This is a genomic window from Paenibacillus sp. FSL W7-1279 (assembly GCF_037969845.1).
Classification (GTDB): Bacteria; Bacillota; Bacilli; order Paenibacillales; family Paenibacillaceae; genus Paenibacillus_AQ.
In genome coordinates this window covers 1,631,768-1,646,215 of the sequence record NZ_CP150215.1, presented here as the reverse complement: position 1 = coordinate 1,646,215, position 14,448 = coordinate 1,631,768, and the positions used below count along the sequence as shown (strand labels likewise).

12 protein-coding genes are annotated in these 14,448 nt (G+C 49.0%); 6 read left to right on the top strand and 6 right to left on the bottom strand.

Features of this window, described 5'->3' with window-relative positions; genetic code table 11:
• Positions 1-207: 207 nt before the first annotated feature.
• Genes MKY82_RS06940 through MKY82_RS06930 form a run of 3 tightly spaced genes read right to left on the bottom strand, consistent with a single transcriptional unit; the run spans position 208 to position 3,648 of the window.
• The gene (locus tag MKY82_RS06940) at positions 208-1,827 is read right to left on the bottom strand and encodes an extracellular solute-binding protein (protein ID WP_194541325.1); all 1,620 of its coding nucleotides are present in this window, start codon (positions 1,825-1,827) and stop codon (positions 208-210) included.
• Positions 1,828-1,860: 33 nt separating this feature from the next.
• Entirely contained in the window at positions 1,861-2,742 is an 882-nt protein-coding gene (locus tag MKY82_RS06935; RefSeq protein ID WP_071221163.1) for a carbohydrate ABC transporter permease, read from the bottom strand.
• 15 nt (positions 2,743-2,757) lie between these two features.
• A complete protein-coding gene (locus MKY82_RS06930) occupies positions 2,758-3,648 on the bottom strand; it encodes an ABC transporter permease subunit (protein WP_233355163.1) in 891 nt (296 codons plus the stop codon).
• Positions 3,649-4,010: 362 nt separating this feature from the next.
• Here MKY82_RS06930 and MKY82_RS06925 point away from each other — a divergent pair, with 362 nt between their 5' ends.
• Positions 4,011-6,278, top strand: a complete 2,268-nt coding sequence (locus MKY82_RS06925) for an AraC family transcriptional regulator (RefSeq protein WP_339295796.1) — start codon at positions 4,011-4,013, stop codon at positions 6,276-6,278.
• 90 nt (positions 6,279-6,368) lie between these two features.
• On the opposite strand, the gene MKY82_RS06920 is transcribed toward MKY82_RS06925, so the two are convergent.
• On the bottom strand, positions 6,369-7,610 hold the full coding sequence (locus MKY82_RS06920; RefSeq protein WP_339295795.1) for an acyltransferase: 1,242 nt from the start codon (positions 7,608-7,610) through the stop codon (positions 6,369-6,371).
• 183 nt (positions 7,611-7,793) lie between these two features.
• Here MKY82_RS06920 and MKY82_RS06915 point away from each other — a divergent pair, with 183 nt between their 5' ends.
• From MKY82_RS06915 to cpaA, 5 genes are all read left to right on the top strand, one after another.
• Positions 7,794-8,726 carry an AraC family transcriptional regulator gene (locus MKY82_RS06915; RefSeq protein ID WP_220686271.1) on the top strand — a complete coding sequence of 311 codons (933 nt, stop codon included), beginning with the start codon at positions 7,794-7,796 and terminating at the stop codon, positions 8,724-8,726.
• 202 nt (positions 8,727-8,928) lie between these two features.
• Positions 8,929-10,236: an ABC transporter substrate-binding protein gene (locus tag MKY82_RS06910; RefSeq protein ID WP_339222297.1), complete on the top strand. Its 1,308-nt coding sequence runs from the start codon at positions 8,929-8,931 to the stop codon at positions 10,234-10,236.
• A gap of 85 nt (positions 10,237-10,321) precedes the next feature.
• Positions 10,322-11,275: a sugar ABC transporter permease gene (locus tag MKY82_RS06905; protein ID WP_339222295.1), complete on the top strand. Its 954-nt coding sequence runs from the start codon at positions 10,322-10,324 to the stop codon at positions 11,273-11,275.
• 1 nt (position 11,276) lies between these two features.
• On the top strand, positions 11,277-12,101 hold the full coding sequence (locus MKY82_RS06900; RefSeq protein ID WP_113058600.1) for a carbohydrate ABC transporter permease: 825 nt from the start codon (positions 11,277-11,279) through the stop codon (positions 12,099-12,101).
• Positions 12,102-12,255: 154 nt separating this feature from the next.
• A complete protein-coding gene (gene cpaA, locus MKY82_RS06895; RefSeq protein WP_339295794.1) occupies positions 12,256-12,741 on the top strand; it encodes a capreomycin N-acetyltransferase CpaA in 486 nt (161 codons plus the stop codon).
• Between the two features lie 140 nt (positions 12,742-12,881).
• On the opposite strand, the gene MKY82_RS06890 is transcribed toward cpaA, so the two are convergent.
• Entirely contained in the window at positions 12,882-13,394 is a 513-nt protein-coding gene (locus tag MKY82_RS06890; protein WP_339295793.1) for a GyrI-like domain-containing protein, read from the bottom strand.
• A 57-nt stretch (positions 13,395-13,451) separates the two neighbouring features.
• Positions 13,452-14,402 carry a YafY family protein gene (locus MKY82_RS06885; protein ID WP_339295792.1) on the bottom strand — a complete coding sequence of 317 codons (951 nt, stop codon included), beginning with the start codon at positions 14,400-14,402 and terminating at the stop codon, positions 13,452-13,454.
• Between the last annotated feature and the right edge of the window lie 46 nt (positions 14,403-14,448).

The window sequence follows — 14,448 nt, the reverse complement described above, 5'->3', positions numbered from 1 at the left end:
GCGACTCCTCCCCTCATGATATCGATACTTACGAATATACTCCCGCCAAGGTGGGATTTTGAGTACTCATTTTTTTTGAGGCATCTAATTGTCATTAAATATGATCTTATCACCCCTTTTGGAATATTTCACCAATTGTTTGGAATAGCAAAAAACGCGATACGGGTTCCTCCCCGTACCACGTCTTTCGATTGTCATCGTTTCCGTTTACTCCGCCTGGTAGCGCTCATAAGCGGCCTGGTAAACCTCCATGTATCGGTCCAATCCCATCTTATTAAGTGTATTCACATACTCATCCCATTGGCTGAACGAGGCCGAGCCGTTCACGAATTTCGCTTCCATTTCCTTAACGTAATCCTCGATATCTTTACCAATCGAGGTCATGACCTCCGTTTCCTCCAATGTAAAGTTAAAGTTGTACAGGATCTCCTTCACGGCATACGGCTCTGCCTTTTCGGCTGCGGCCATGGCGTTAGGTCGTGTCTCCGAGGCTTTAAACCATTTCTCCCGCACAAAGCCAGGATAGCTGCCCCCCAGCCAAGTGAAATACTTGGCCAACGCCTGATCCTGCGTTAATCCATTTGGATTCTCCGTAATCTCCTTCACATACTCCAGCTGACCGTCAGCGTTCTTCGTAAATGTCTCGCCTTCTTTACCCATGAAATAGAACTGGGCGCCCTCATCCCCGTAGAAGTAATCCATCCAGCGGATCGTTGCTTCCGGATTCGGGTTCTTATCGGTAATCGCAAATGCACCTACGTGAACCATCGGCACTTTGACGTGGGAATAGAGCTGATCACCATGCGGTCCCTTAAGCGCCCCGAGCCCGATGTATTCTTTGCGACCCATCACCATCTCCGGATTCGGCACAATTGTGGCACCGAGCAGGCCCTCTTGCCCTTTGGCATTCAATGCGCCGCCCTCAATCGTGAAGATCTCTTTATCGAGCAGTCCTTCCTGGTGCAGCTTGTTTACGAACTGGAGCATTTCCTTATACTCCGGCAACGCTTTGGTGAAGCGCAGTTTCCCAGTGTCCGGATCTATGTCCACCAATTTATGGCCAAGTCCGCTTGTGCCAAGTCCCCAAGAGCCTTTCAAGTGATCGATGATTCCGGTAATGCCTGCTGAAGCGAAAGGAATCTCATCATGCTTTCCGTTACCGTTTAGATCGGTTTCTTTTACCGCCTTCAAATACGCATAGAATTCTTCTGTCGTCTGCGGCTCTTTCATCCCGAGCTGATCCAGCCACTCCTGATTAATCCAAATCGGTGTACCAATCAACATGGAGAGCAGCGCAGGATCGTAGAAAGATGGCAGGGAATAAATGTTGCCGTCCGGCATCGTCAGCCCTTTTCGAATATCCGGGTACTCTTCCATCAGCTTTTTGAAATTCGGTGCGTATTTATCGATCAGATCATTCAGCGGTATAAATACTCCTTGCTCCCCATAACGGGTTAACTCTGCGGAGCTGACCCTTGCGGAGTAGAATACATCCGGATAATCTCCACCTGCCAGCGCTAAATTCCGCTTCTCGGTCAGGGTATCGAATGGAATGAGGTTCCAGGTCACATTCACATTGGACATCTCTTGATAGGTTTTCCATACGAGCGTTTCCTCGAATTTGCTCCCGTTTGATGGCGACTTGCCCGTGAAGAACGTCAGATCGAGGGGCTCGTTCACAATCGGCATGCCGGTCTCGTTAAAATTGGCTTGCGGCGTCTCACCTTTATCCGTTGCACTTTCCCCGCTTTTACTACCGCAGCCTGCCAGCAATCCGGCTGCCAGTACAGCTGCCAATGTAAGTGAAGTCCATTTTCTCATCACCATAAAATTCAATTCCTCCTCATGAAATATCCGTAATCAACCTTTAATTGCACCAATCATAACGCCCTTCACAAAATACTTTTGCAGGAACGGGTACAGCAGCAGCATCGGCAGATTCGTCACAATGACCGCCGCATATTTGATGGCTTCCGCGTCCATCAGACTTCGCGCCAGTGAATCATCGCTGATATCCACCATCTCCTGCATCTGTCCCTGTACCAGAATCTCTCGCAGGAACAGCTGCATCGGATAATTAGCACGATCAGATAAGTAGATCAGCGCGCTGAAATACGAATTCCAGTGACCTACGGCGTAGAACAGCACCATCACGGCCAATATCGGTCCGGATAACGGCAGCACAATCCGCAGCAGTACCCGCATATTGGACGCCCCATCAATGAACGCTGCCTCCTGCATTTCCTTCGGAATGGAACTCTGGAAGAAGGTCCGCATGATGATAATGTTCCACACGGATACCGCCGAAGGAATAATGATGGCCCAAATCGTATCCAGCATTCCCAGTTCCTTCACCAGCAAGTAATTGGGGATCATTCCACCGCTGAAGAACATAGTAAAGACAATGATGAGTGTAAATACATGTCGACCCTTGAAATCAACCCTGGAGAGCGGATAGGCTGCCGCAATGGTCATCAGAACATTCAGCGCCGTTCCCGTCGTGGTATAGAGCAAGGTGTTCAGAAATCCTCGCACAAGCTCCGAATTGGCAAACAACCGCTCATATCCGACAAATGACAGCTCCTTTGGCCAGAGCCATACTTCCCCTCGCATGACCGTTTCTGGTGCACTAATGGAAGCAATAAGAACAAAAAATAAAGGATACAGTACAAGGAGCGTGATAAAAGATAGTATAATGTAAATAAATACTCCGGCTATTCGTTCACTTCGGCTTTGCGGCATACGCATCATTCCTCCTTACCATAGGCTGTTCTCGCTGACTTTTCGGGCGATCCGGTTTACGGTAATCAGCAGGATGAAGTTTACAACGGAGTTAAACAGGCCAACCGCAGCCGAGAAGCTGTACTGGGCACCCAGTATACCACTCCGGTATACATTCGTAGCAATGACGTCAGACGCTTCCATATTGAGTGAATTTTGCATCAGGAAGATCTTCTCGAAGCCGACGCCCAGAACGGAACCGATGTTCAGAATCAGCAGAATGGTCATCGTTGGAGCAATGCCCGGCAGATTGATATGCCATATTCGCCGGAACCAGCCTGCTCCATCCACCTTGGCCGCCTCATGCAGCTGCGGATCAATCCCGGCGAGTGCCGCCAAGTAGATAATAGAGCTCCAGCCCATACCCTGCCATACGCCGGACCATACGTAGATGCTCTTGAACCAGGAGGGCTCCGTCATGAAGGCGATCGGCTCTCCGCCGAAGGAGGTGATAATCGAATTGACCAGGCCGCTGACCGGCGACAGGAACATCATGATCATGCCGACGACGACCACCGTAGATAAGAAATGGGGTGCATAAGTTACGGTTTGTACAAATCGGCGGAACCGGCCCGATCTGGCTTCATTGATCATCAATGCCAGGATAATCGGAATCGGAAATCCGACCGCCAGCTCATATAACCCGATGCCCATCGTGTTTTTGATAATGCGCCAAAAATAAAAGCTGTCAAAAAAGCGTTCAAAATGCTTGAAGCCTACCCATGGACTATCCATGATCCCTTTGTTCGCAATAAAATCCTTAAATGCAATCTGGACGCCATACATGGGTACATAATGAAATACAATGAAGTATAACAGAACTGGTGCAAATAAAGCGTACAGCTGCCAGTTTCTGCGAACCTGCATCATCCATCTTCGCCAAGCACTTTTCCTGCGAATGTTTGAATGCGCTTCCAAGGTGTTTAGATGACGTTGTAAAATCGGCAATCCCCCCTCTTTCGTCTATGCGTCTTCGTGTGTCCCAAGGTCCACGACTGCATCATAAACGACCCGAACGTATTAAGGGTATTGACCATTTTAATGATGTCTCGCCTTTCATTGGATGAATGGGCAGAAACACCGATTTCCTAAAGCATTGCTTAAAATCTAAAATATTGACTATCCATTTTTTACGAACGATTAACATGAATCGGGCACAATCCTTAACACTTGTCCTATATAATGTTGTGAAACCTTGGACGTCAGAAAAATATAAAGGGGGGAAGGCTGTGAATTGGATCAGACATAAAAGCCGCAGTGTATTCTTTAAAATTTTTCTGAGCTTTCTGGCCATCATCGTGTTATTCGGATTGTTCTATACGGTCATTTTCCAACTCTTTAAGACCAGCCTGCAGAAAGAAATCATCGATACCAGCCAGCAGGCGGTTCACGATACGGCAGAGCGGTTCAACAACCAATTCAGCAGATTGCAGGTATTAATGTTCGATATATACAATCAATCCGAATTAATCGGCTTCAATAATCAGCTTCGCCACCAGGCCGGAAACGAAGTCAATTACTTGAAGGCTCGAGATGTGATGCTGCAGATGCGGAGCGATATCTATAATCCGTTGTTCTTTCTGGAGGATACCCTGATTTATCTCCGGGAGTTTGATTTTGTACTGAGCAAATCCGGAAGCGGCGATGCTTCCTATATGTTCAATCGTTCCTATGCAAGCCCGAGGTATCCATATTCGTTCTGGAGCAGCTACGAGGGCCATCAGGAATCCTTCAAACTTCTCCCTGCGGCAACTTATCAAATCAACAACGATTTGTCCGAGAAAACACTGATGCCTTTTGTCTACAAGCAGCCGGACAGTCCTTATGAGGTCATTGCCCTTATCGATATCGACAAGGCCGCTCAGTCCTTCTTCGGCGAATCCGATGATCGTGCACTCGCCATTCTGAATGACGAAGGCCAAGTGCTCTATATGCTGGGCTCCATGAACCAAGATCAGCTGCCGACGTTTGAAGCCGGACAGAAGGCCGTGCTCAAAGAGGGAACCTACTATTTTGCCGAAGCCGGGTCCGACGGACTGACCTATGTCTCGGCTGTGCCTTACAGCCATGTCTCTTCGCAGCTCAGCCGGTTGACCGGCGGTTTGCTGCTCATCTTCTGCCTGTCGCTTGGCGTGGCCCTTGCCGCTTCCTTTTTCCTGAGTCGCAGATTGCACAAGCCGGTGAAGCAGATTTTAACAACCGTGCTGAACAGAGCCAACAGTTCATCCATGCCGGAATCCGGAAGCATCACCGAATACGATCTGATCCAGAACCGGATTCAAGAGCTGTTCCGGGAGAAGGAAGAAATACGGGAGCGCATGAACAAGCATAAATCCGTTCTAACCAGTTACTCTTATATCAGTCAGCTGAAGAGCATCAATACCGATATTAGCGAGTGGGAGGATTTCCTGTCGGATGATGGAAGCTTCATCGTGGTACTGTATCACATCCGTTTCCGGATGAATCCGGTTTATGAGCTCCCCCTCCAGACCGATCAGGCGGTCCGCCATATGCTGGAACATATTCATCTGATCACGGCAGAACGCTATCCGGGATCCCACACGTTCCAGATCGAAAAGAATGAGATCGTATCCATCTTTAAACGGGAGGAAGCCGCCCGCCTGGAGGAACTGCTGCAGGAAATCAAGGACATGTTAAATGAGGAAAAGGAATTGTTCCTTGTCACCATCGCCGTCAGTTCCCAAGTGAGCCACTCGTCCGAATTCAATCAAGCCTACCATCAGGTCAAAGGACTGACCGCACAGGCACATCTCTTGGAGGAATCACAGGTGGTAACCAAGCAGCGGGTCCTTCCAAACACTGTCAACCTAAGCCCGTCTCAGGAAAAAGGACTGCTTGACGCGCTGCAATCCGGCAGCGACAGCCGTTCCTTGCAAATCATCGATCAGGCGCTCGGGGCCATGCAGCGCAAGGAGGGCGGCATCTCGCAATTCCGTTTCTTCGCCGATTCGGTCGCTTCCAAGATTCTAAGTTATATGGAGACGGCCCAGATTGACAAAACATCTGTCCAATCCTTAAAGCAGTGGAGCGCAAGATTGGCAGAATGCCATTGCTTAACAGATTACCAGGGGGTATTCCGCCAGCTCGTCGAAGCCTCCTGCGCCCTCATTCGCAAGAAAAAGGATACTGGCGAAGAGCCGCTCATCGCCATGTTCATGAACATTATCCATAACCAGTATGCCGATGATCTGTCTCTCGACTATCTGTCAGCCAAGCTGAACCTGTCGAGCGCCTACCTCTCCGTCTATATCAAGGAGAAGACGGGTCTTAACTTCAGCGACCATCTGCTTGGCATCCGTATGAACAAAGCGAAGGAACTGCTGGCATGCACGGACTTGACCGTCAATGAGATCAGCCAGCGTGTCGGCTATCTCAACATTACCTCCTTCAACCGGACGTTCAAGAAGGCCGTCGGCATGACGCCGGGCGCCTACCGCAGGCAGCATGTGGTGCAGACCCATGCCAGCGGATCTTGAATGGTCGCTGTGACAAAAGAAAACCTTCTCTTCTCGGCATGGACCGGGCGTATGCCCGGCCATGTACGCGGAAGAGAAGGTTTTTTCGTTTTATTTTCGCCCACACGCTGAAATAAACGGATCTGTATTGATATAATCGGCCTTCATGGTCTGGTCCGTTTGTACTTGCCCACTATGTCCCTGTCCCCTTAATTTCTGAGCAGAGAACAGCCGCTTGTTCCACCGCGTTAACCAGAGCAATATCCGGGCATCAATCAGCCTGTAGAACCCATGGGCCGTGACAGCGATAACCAGGAACGTGATGATCGTTGTAAGCAGCACGTTGGAGCCATAGGTTAGAAGCGGGCTAAGAAACAGAAATATAAAGCTCCCCAGGGAACAAATAACGGAGAAGTGCACAAGGTACAACGAAAAAGAGACTTTACCCAAATAAGCAAAAAACCTGTGGCTGAATATCGACTGCATTCGGTTCGAATTCAACAGGACCCCTAGGATGAGGAAGGATCCGATAACATGATAGAACACAAAGAAATTAAAATCGGAAGCTCCCCATTGAAGAAGCGAATAAATCGTTCCTTGCGGTGCGACATAGGGATAGGAGCCTGTGTAAATACCGATACAGAGAAGCAGGATATGGATCCAGGGCCGATGGATAGATGCCAGCCAGTCCCTCCCGCTATTCTTTACATCGCTGAGCAGCATGCCCAATATAAATCCCAGGTAATAGGAATCGATGAATACGCAGATAAGGACGGCATAAACGGCATAACGAATCCCATGACGGCCACAAGTTACTAGAATAACAAAAATCAGAAATGATCCAAACAGCTCGTAGGTCATCGTCCAAAGCACGGGATTGTATTGCGATCCATACGTGAAAAAGGTATGAAACAGGCTTTCCTTCAGCATGACCAACAGATTGGCGTCAGCAGCAAACGGATCCGGCATCGAAGATAACGTCACTCCGCGTATATTGTCGTACGCTCCGAGATCCAGAACGAGAATCAGATAAGCAAGCAAAACGGACACCAAGGCGGGTACGGCCAAACGAAAATAGCGGCGAATGGCAGACGAATAAATGACGAGCCTGTCCCGGGTTTGAAAAAATCGATAGCTGAGCACATATCCGCTCAACACAAAAAACAGACAGACCGAGAAGTTGCCGTTAAACAGCAGATTGAACGGTGTTCGCGCGGCAATCCCCTCGAAAGCGAAATGCTCGATCTCCTTCCTCCCCTCAAAAACAGACGGTGCAAACACCTGAAAAAAATGAGATACGACCACGATCAAGGCAGCGAAACCTCTCAAACCATCCAAATATACAATTTTCATAACAACCCCACGTTCCCCTAGAAATAGGATGTTTGCGAATGCGAAACATATTTCAAAGGGCAGGAAGAGGAATGCTGTACACGATTTGTTTTTCAGGGATAATCATCTTTAAGAAAATAGCTGACACCTAAATTGAAAGCGTTTTCTTAATTCTGAAGGAAATCAATAGGGGAGGGTAAAACATTGAGTATTTATTGGAGTCAGGTGGATCTTGAAGAACTAACTGGATCAGGTGTCGTTTATTTTAACTCAAAGATGGAAATGTTGGAAGGTCTTCCGTGCAAAATGTATAAATTGACCTATCAACAGAGCTTATGGACGCATTGTCATGATTATTTTCAGATTTGGTATGTGGCGAAAGGGGGATTCCAACACACCGTCAATCAACAGGCGTACGAGATCTCCAAAGGCGATATTTTTGTTATACCTCCATTTACCTTGCACAGTGTCAGCATTTCACCCGAAGAGGACATCGAGATTTACGGATGCGAATTTATGCCTGCCTTCGTGAACGAGAGATTTCAGGAAATGCCAACAGATCATGCTTTTTTCGATGTGGCGTTCCTGGAATACTTTTTGCGCCAGGAAATGAACGCCCAGGCCAAAATAACGCTGGACACCGTTACCGACGTAACGGTCCAAAATGTCTTGAAGGACATGCTGATTGAATACGAGAGACGTACCCCTTTTTTTCAAATAGCGCTCAAGGCGAAGCTGCTTATCCTCCTCTCGATTCTGGTACGGCAGGTCAACGGTGAACTGCTCAGAGAAGGATTCGAGAAATCAGAGAAATACCGGGGAATCATGACAAGAGTCGTTGATCACATCCATAACCACTACCAGGAAGATATGAATATAAATGATCTATGCACCCTATCGAATTTATCGAGGTCCACGTTCTGCATCCTCTTCAAAGAATGGACAGGCAAAACATTCAACCGGTATCTCACCGACCTGCGGATTCTACAAGCCATGATGATGCTGAAGCAGCCGGAGTTAACCGTCACGGATGTTTGCTACTCCACCGGTTTTAACGAACTCTCCTATTTTTGCAGAATCTTCAAAAAATACACGGGCATCTCCCCCACCGACTTTCGTAAACAAGCGATCAAATAGAACGTTCAATGCCATACGATAATCCTATTTTTGAACACGATAGTGAAATGAAATGATTTTTTTACATGCTACGATATCCATAATTCTTACAAATAACTGGATCAGGGCCGGTTGTTTAGTCAACTGTTTTGGGGAGGGAAATTAATAGAACTTTGATTACGCTACACGGATTGTACACGATAGCTCAAGGGGAGGAAGAGGAATGAGTAAGAAGAAACATTGGATCTGGAGCCTTATTCTATTGTTCTCTATCGCAACAGGATGCTCAGGCGGCAATGCGCCGCAATCAGGCAGTGATGGTGACAAGCCATCCGATCATCCACCTGCACAGGATGCCGTAACGCTCGACTTCTGGTACGGATGGACCGGACCGGAAGCGGAAGCACTGGAACGATTGATTGCCAAGTGGAACTCGGCCAATCCCGACATTCAAGTAAAGGGTCTATCCCAAAGCGACTATCAGAAACAGCTTACCGCGATAACCGGGGGCAATCCTCCGGACATCGCATCCCAATTTGGACAAAATGTCGTGCCGTGGGGGCTGCGCGGCGCCATGATGCCGCTCGATGATTATATAACGAAGGACGGCTTGGATCTTAAGGACTTCGTGCCGGCCGCCCTAAGCACGTCCCAGCATGAAGGCAAGACGTATGCAATCCCGACGGCCATGCATGTATCCATGCTGTTCTACAACAAGGATATATTGCAGGAAGCCGGCTATGACGGTCCACCGGAAACCATAAGCGAGCTTAAAGAATATATCAAAAAGCTGAGCATCGTCGAGGATGGCGGGCGCCTCCAGCGGCTCGGACTGTGGCCCGGAATGGATGCGTATACGTTCAGCTATGCCTTCAACGGATCGTTTTATGATGAAGCGACGCAGCAGGTGACCCCGGACCATCCCGGGATCCAATCGGCCATTAAGCTCTCGAAGGAGATCTGGGATCAATACGGTTCCGATAATCTGGATCGATTCTCTTCCGGACTTGGCCAATACATGTCGGCACAGAATCCGTTCTTCTCGGGCAAGTATGCGATGACGATTGACGGAGAATGGCTGCCCACCTTCATCAAACAATACGCGCCTGATCTGAATTATGGCATTGCCCCGATTCCTTATGATGAGAACAACCCGGAATTTAAAAACTCCGGAAATGTGACTACCAGCGTATTCTATATCCCGAAAGGCGTCAAAAACCCGGATGCTTCCTGGAAATTCATCAAATGGATGACCGAGCCGGAGCAAATGGCCGAATTTACGGCTGCCCTTGGGAATCTCCCGACGAGGAACTCTGCCTTTTCCAATCCACTCTATGAGGATGTGCCCGGGTTCAAGGAATTCCTGGACTATTCAGGAAGCGAGAACCTGAAGTCCTTCCCGGCTTCTTCCTACGCGAATGAGTACATGACGGAATTCAGCGCGCAATATGATGCTATTCTCCGAGGTACCGTCAGCATGGAGGAAGGCTTGGACAAGGTAAAGGCAAAGATTCAGCCGCTGGTGAAATGATGAGCTGAGCAGGCTCTGTCCAATGCAGCGATGTATTGGGCGGAGCTGCATACTAAAAACTTAAAGCGGAAGGAGAATCGCGAAGATGAAGGTCACCACAGCAGCCAATCAACGAAAACGCGTATCAGGCTGGTCCCGGAAGGAGCGTCATTATGTATTCCTTGGCCTGGCGTTCGCTTCTCCTTGGATTATCGGCTTTCTGGCTTTTACGGTCTACCCGTTCTTCGGTTCGCTCTACCTGAGTCTGACCGAATACGATTTATTCAGCCCTCCCAAGTGGGTAGGGCTTCAGAATTACGAGTTAATCTTCGCGGATGACCGCTTTTATAAGTCGCTCGGTAACACCTTTTTCATGGCGTTCATATCCGTGCCGATCACGCTGGCGGTCTCTCTGCTGATTGCCATGATGCTCAATTTCAAAGTGAAAGGAATCAATTATTACCGCACCATCTTCTACCTTCCATCCGTCATACCCATCGTTGCAAGCGCTCTCTTGTGGACATGGATGCTGAACCCCGACTTCGGTTTGGTTAACATGGCACTTCGCACCCTGGGTTTAACGGACCCGGCGTGGCTGCTTGATCCCCGCTATACGAAACCGTCTCTTATCCTGATGAGCCTATGGGGATCAGGTGCAGGCGCATTAATCTTCCTGGCCGCCCTTCAGGGCGTGCCGAGGCAATATTATGAAGCGGCTCAGGTAGACGGAGCGAACTGGTGGTACCGGTTCTGGAAGATTACGGTCCCTGCCCTGTCCCCCATTATTCTTTTTCAGCTCATTATGGGGTTGATCGGCGCCTTTCAAATCTTTACGGAGTCTTATATCCTGGCCGGAGGCAAGGTGGATGGAAGCGGCTCTTTGGGCGGGCCGGAGCAATCGCTGCTGTTCTACGCGGTCAATTTGTACCAGGAAGCCTTTGTCTTTCTGAAGATGGGTTATGCCTCGGCGCTCGCCTGGATTCTGTTTATCATTGTGCTGCTGATTACGTTCATCCTGTTAAAAACGTCAGGCCGCTGGGTCTATTACGGAGGTGATTAATATGGCTGTCAGGCTGCGAGTGATCATACCGCATTTGGTCCTTCTTCTATTCGCTGTGATCTTTCTGTTTCCATTCGTATGGCTGGTGATGACCTCGTTGAAGACGCCGGAAGAGATACTCGAGTTCCCGCCGAGCATCTTCCCGGAGACGTTTCAGTGGTCGAATTATAAAGAGGCGCTTTCAGCTATTCCCTTTACCCGCTACATGATGAACACGTTTCTGATTTGTATGGTGAATATCATCGGTCAGCTATTCTCTGCACCGCTGGTAGCCTACTCGATTTCCCGCATTCCTTGGAAGGGCCGGAACATCATCTTTACCATCGTGGTGGCGACCATGATACTGCCGGCGCAAGTGCAGATGATTCCGCAGTACATCATCTTCACCAAGCTCGGGTGGGTCAATACGATCATGCCGCTTACCATCGGCGCATTCTTCGGGGCACCGTTCTTCATCTTTTTGCTTCGGCAGTTCCTGCTTGGCGTACCGACCGAATTGTCCGAGGCAGCAAAGATCGATGGGGCTTCGGAGCTGCGAATATATGTCAAGATCATCATGCCGATCCTGAAACCGGCATTGGCCACCGTCGCTTTGTTTTCTTTTGTCTGGTCGTACGTGGATTTCATGGGCCCGCTCATTTATTTGAACGATTCAGCAAAATGGACCATCACCGTCGGCCTGCAAAGCTTTCAACAGGACCACGGGGCGCAGTGGGAAAAACTGATGGCGGCTTCCACCATCATGGCGATTCCCATGATCCTGATCTATTTCTTCGGACAGAAGTATTTCATGAAATCGGGATCGGCGTTAACCGGGTTCAAATAAGCTGAACCTTCTCGGAATGGATGCCTTCTCTTCCATAGTGGCTCGGGGTCCTTTAGACCGGCTATGAACACGGAAGAGAAGGCTTTTTCACTTCCAAATCGAAATAAGGATATAGGGAAGAAACCTATATCAACAAACCCAAAGGATGAGAATAATGCCTCTTCGTATCACGGCCATGACCGAAACGTACGCCGATCAAATTATGCAATGGAGCTATGAACCTCCCTATGACTTCTACAATAACGAGCCGGATGAGGAGTTTCGGAAAGAACTTCTGGAGTGTTCGTATTACGCCATACTGGACGAGGAAGGGCAGCTCTTCGGCTTTTGCTGTACAGGCTCATCAGCCCAAATTCCGATCGCAATCCCGTTAGGTGCATATGACGAGGATCTGCTGGATTTGGGACTTGGCATGAAACCGGAATCGACCGGACAAGGCCGGGGAAAAGAGTTCCTCTCGTTCGTGCTGGCATCCATCGCTGAATTTCACAATCGCCAATCGTTTCGGCTGACCGTTGCCAAATTCAATGAACGAGCCATTCGCTTGTATACCCAACTGGGCTTCTCGGAAGTTGCAACGTTTGATTATGGCGGCACTACGTTCATAACGATGATCAAGAAGCCGGACTTTGGATCGTAAAATAAAGAGGGTAATCCCATTGTAGGATCACCCTCTTCTTCATGATTAGCCAATATCGCGTATTCCCGGGTTAGGTCATATCATCCGAAGAATAGTCGCTTTCCACTCCAGGCACTGGAATGCTCTGCCGATATTAACTCCTATTCAATCGCGATATATACGTCCACCACAATATTCGCTGGATCAAACTCCTGCATGTCATAGCGTTCGTAATCCCCGGTATACGTCCTTTTATCGGCTGATTGCTGGAAATAACTCCAAATTTCATGCCACACCTGCGGAACGACTTCCATCAAAGGGCCGCGTCTTGTCCGAAATACCATGTACTTAGCTGCCGGGACGGACGCCTGCTGCAGCTCCTCCGTAGAAGCCGCAACTGCCACAGCTTCATCCATCCTGTTGCCGATAATGAAGGTGTACGCCCCGGATGCATCGCTCTCGTAATCCGTGTACAACGCATAGATGGCTTGATCCTTTTCAGATAATTGCGTCTGCAACCCGCTTTGGAAATACCGGTCCCATAACTGCGGTATTTTGCCTTGCGGTCCTGCCTCCGCTTCGTTCGTCGTTCGAACGCCGACACCCTGAATGAACATGGCGGATCTAGTCTCGACCCATCGTTCACTTTGATTCTGCTGTTGACTATGACTCATATGTTGTTTCCTCCTTGAGATGAATATATTTCTATTCTAAAGAGGTAACGTGGACATCTATCTGTCCTGGTTATCGTATCGCTGCATAATCAATTGCGCTCTACGTTTCACTTCCTCCGCCGCTTCGCCCGGCTGTTCAATCAGCACCTGATCCCCAAAGCTTAGTATCATGCTGTAAAACCACTCATCCAATTTGTATAACACTCGAACGCGTAAAGAGCCGTCCGGGTTGACGGTTACTCGTTCCGGCGGAAAAATATCCGCCACCCGCTGACGCGCGGCAGCTTCGAATAGCAGCACCGTCTCCTGCTCCAGCGCGCTTGACCAAGAGGACTCCCATTCCAATCGTTCCATGCTCGGTATCATTCTTGTCTCCGAAGTCTCATCCAGCATCTTGATATGCTGCATGCGCGATAACCGAAAGATTCGAAAGTCTTCCCGCTCCAGGCAAAAGGCTTGTACATACCAAATATTTCCTTTCAGAATCAAGGATGCCGGTTCAATGGTTCTTCGCTCCACGTTGCCCCGGCTATCGATATATTCCATCACGACCCGGCGCTTTTCTTGAATAGCCTTTTTGAGCAGGCCCACGGCGGGTTTCAGTCCTTGACGCTGTCCCCAAGGCTGAAAGTCCATGACCACCGGTTCCCTTTGATATTCATCGCCAAGCCCCTGCTCTACCCTATGCAGCAGCGATTTTACCTTCTCAAGCAGGATGCCCATCTGCTGATCCTCCAGTGCACTGCTCATCCCTTTAACAGCTGTAACCAGCGCACTCATCTCCTCGGCGGACAGCCAGTACTTGTCGATCATATAATGCTCCATAATTTCAAACCCGCCGGATATTCCCTGGTGGGCCACAATCGGGATCCCGGCTTGGCATAGCGTATCCATATCGCGATATATGGTTTTGCTTGATACTTCAAACCGATCGGCCAACTCCTTGGCGCTCAGTCTCCCCCGGTTCAGAAGCAGGACGGTTATGGCTAATAGCCGGTCTATTTTCATTGCACGCGATCCTTTCATTCTCGATCATTTCAAGTTCTTCCTTAAC

Bases quoted from the DNA above. Each gene is read 5' to 3' on its own strand.
- MKY82_RS06940 (WP_194541325.1), bottom strand. From the start codon at position 1,827: ATGGTGATGAGAAAATGGACTTCACTTACATTGGCAGCTGTACTGGCA.
- MKY82_RS06935 (WP_071221163.1), bottom strand. From the start codon at position 2,742: ATGCCGCAAAGCCGAAGTGAACGAATAGCCGGAGTATTTATTTACATT.
- MKY82_RS06930 (WP_233355163.1), bottom strand. From the start codon at position 3,648: ATGCAGGTTCGCAGAAACTGGCAGCTGTACGCTTTATTTGCACCAGTT.
- MKY82_RS06920 (WP_339295795.1), bottom strand. From the start codon at position 7,610: ATGAAAATTGTATATTTGGATGGTTTGAGAGGTTTCGCTGCCTTGATC.
- MKY82_RS06910 (WP_339222297.1), top strand. From the start codon at position 8,929: ATGAGTAAGAAGAAACATTGGATCTGGAGCCTTATTCTATTGTTCTCT.
- MKY82_RS06905 (WP_339222295.1), top strand. From the start codon at position 10,322: ATGAAGGTCACCACAGCAGCCAATCAACGAAAACGCGTATCAGGCTGG.
- MKY82_RS06900 (WP_113058600.1), top strand. From the start codon at position 11,277: ATGGCTGTCAGGCTGCGAGTGATCATACCGCATTTGGTCCTTCTTCTA.
- cpaA (WP_339295794.1), top strand. From the start codon at position 12,256: ATGCCTCTTCGTATCACGGCCATGACCGAAACGTACGCCGATCAAATT.
- MKY82_RS06890 (WP_339295793.1), bottom strand. From the start codon at position 13,394: ATGAGTCATAGTCAACAGCAGAATCAAAGTGAACGATGGGTCGAGACT.
- MKY82_RS06885 (WP_339295792.1), bottom strand. From the start codon at position 14,402: ATGAAAATAGACCGGCTATTAGCCATAACCGTCCTGCTTCTGAACCGG.